The organism is Kitasatospora sp. NPDC059812, from assembly GCF_042732075.1.
Taxonomy (GTDB): Bacteria; Actinomycetota; Actinomycetes; order Streptomycetales; family Streptomycetaceae; genus Kitasatospora.
This window is the reverse complement of the sequence record NZ_JBHWIO010000084.1, coordinates 2,618-4,461: the sequence shown is the minus strand read 5'-3', so window position 1 is coordinate 4,461 and position 1,844 is coordinate 2,618. Positions and strand designations below refer to the sequence as shown.

The following is a 1,844-nucleotide window of genomic DNA, read 5'->3' as shown; positions in this document are numbered from 1 at the left end:
CACTCGCCCTGGCGGCCCGCCGCGCCCCGCGCGTCCCCCCCCAGCTCCCCCGCGCCCCAGCTCCTCCCGGCGGCGGGCGGGGGGCGCCCGCGGCCCCCCCCCCCCGCGGCCCCCCCCGGCGCGGCGTTCGACGCCGACCTGGCCCGTCTCTCGGAGCTGGACCGGCAACGGCTGGCCGATGCCGAATCGGCGGCCCGCTCCGACCTGGGCCTGGGCCGCGCGCTCCCGGTACTGTGCGCCGCCATCGCGGTGCTCTGCCTGGGCGGCCTCTGGCCACGGATCGACGAGTACCGGGCCGCGCGATGAGCGGGGCGGACCGCTGGGCCCGGGCCTGTCTCGCCCTGCTGCTGGTCGCCCTCTTCGGCCCCACGGCCTGCAGCAGCGGCGGGTCGGGACCTGTGGTCCATGTGCTCGGCACCTGGACCGGCAGCGAGCGGGACTCGTTCCGGGCCATGGTCGCGCCGTTCGAGCAGCGGACCGGGATCAGGGTGGACTACCAGGGCTCCCGGGACTCCGACACCGTGCTGGCCGACCGGGTCGACAACGGGACGCCGCCCGATCTCGCCGTCCTCTCCAGCCCCGGAAAGCTGGTGCAGTACGCCCGGGCCGGCCGGTTGGCCCCGCTCGACAATGCGCTCGACCTGCCGGGCATGGCCGCGCAGTACGGAGCGAGCTGGGTGCGGTTGGGCGCCGTGGACGGCAAGCAGTACGCCGTGTTCGTCAAGGCCTCGGTGAAGAGCCTCATCTGGTACTCCCCCAAGGCCCTTGCCGCGCACGGCTGGACGCCACCCGGCAGCTGGGACCAGCTGAACACCCTGGACCGGCAGATCGCCGGGGCGGGTGTCCCCCCGTGGTGTGTCGGGCTGGAGTCCAGCTCCGCCTCCGGCTGGCCGGGCACCGACTGGCTGGAGGACATCGTCCTCGCCCAGTCCGGGCCGGACGTCTACGACCAGTGGGCGAGCGGCGCGCTCGCCTGGAACTCTCCTGCGATCAAGCGGGCCTGGCAGACCTGGGGAGACGTGGTCGCCGCCAAGGGCCTGGTCCGCGGTGACTCCCGCGGCATGCTGCTCACCGACTTCGCCGGCTCGGGCAACTCGCTGTTCGGCCGGCAGCCGGGCTGCTACTTCGAGCACGCGGCGTCCTTCATCACGGACTACTACCAGCAGGGCGACCCGCAGCTCAAGGCCGGCGAGGACTACGACTTCGCCCGGTTCCCGACCATCGACGAAGGGTTCAAGGACACCGAGGAGGTGGCGGGCGACCTGCTCGGCATGTTCCACGCCACCCCGGCCGCCCAGCAGCTCGTCGCCTACCTCACGACGCCCGAGGCGCAGCAGATCTGGGTGGCCCGCGGCGGTGCACTGAGCCCCAACCGCCAGGTGCCCACCACCGTCTACCCGGACTCCCTGTCCCGGCGCCTGGGCCAACTGCTGGTCGACGCCCGGGCGGTACGGTTCGACGCCTCCGACCTGATGCCGGACGCGATGCAGAGCGCGTTCTACCGAGCCGTGCTCGCCTACGCCAACGACCCTTCGCAGCTGGACACCCTGCTCACGGACCTGGACCGGGTCCGGGCCACCGTCTACGCCTGACTTTCGGTTGGGGACGGCAACCCGCATCTCGGGCGGCCGCACGTACCCGGCCGCCGGGTAACCGATTAGGTGATCGCCGGCCGGTGCCGTACAGTCGGTACTACCGACGCGGGGTGGAGCAGCTCGGTAGCTCGCTGGGCTCATAACCCAGAGGTCGCAGGTTCAAATCCTGTCCCCGCTACTTCCGCCACTGGGGCCGACGCACACCAAGCGCCCGCCCCCCGGCCGGGAGACCCCCGAGGCCCCGCGGGC

General features: G+C 73.3%; 1 protein-coding gene, 1 tRNA gene and 1 pseudogene. All 3 read left to right on the top strand.

Annotated features, from left to right (window positions below; genetic code table 11):
- Window positions 1-306, top strand: a pseudogene (locus ACFV6D_RS30910) (hypothetical protein); the annotation flags it as partial.
- Window positions 303-1,592, top strand: a complete 1,290-nt coding sequence (locus tag ACFV6D_RS30905; protein WP_380562052.1) for an ABC transporter substrate-binding protein — start codon at window positions 303-305, stop codon at window positions 1,590-1,592. The pseudogene ACFV6D_RS30910 and the gene ACFV6D_RS30905, both read left to right, overlap by 4 nt.
- Window positions 1,593-1,699: 107 nt before the next feature.
- Window positions 1,700-1,773 (top strand) — tRNA-Met (locus ACFV6D_RS30900).
- Window positions 1,774-1,844 lie beyond the last annotated feature (71 nt).

Bases quoted from the DNA above. Each gene is read 5' to 3' on its own strand.
- ACFV6D_RS30905 (WP_380562052.1), top strand. From the start codon at position 303: ATGAGCGGGGCGGACCGCTGGGCCCGGGCCTGTCTCGCCCTGCTGCTG.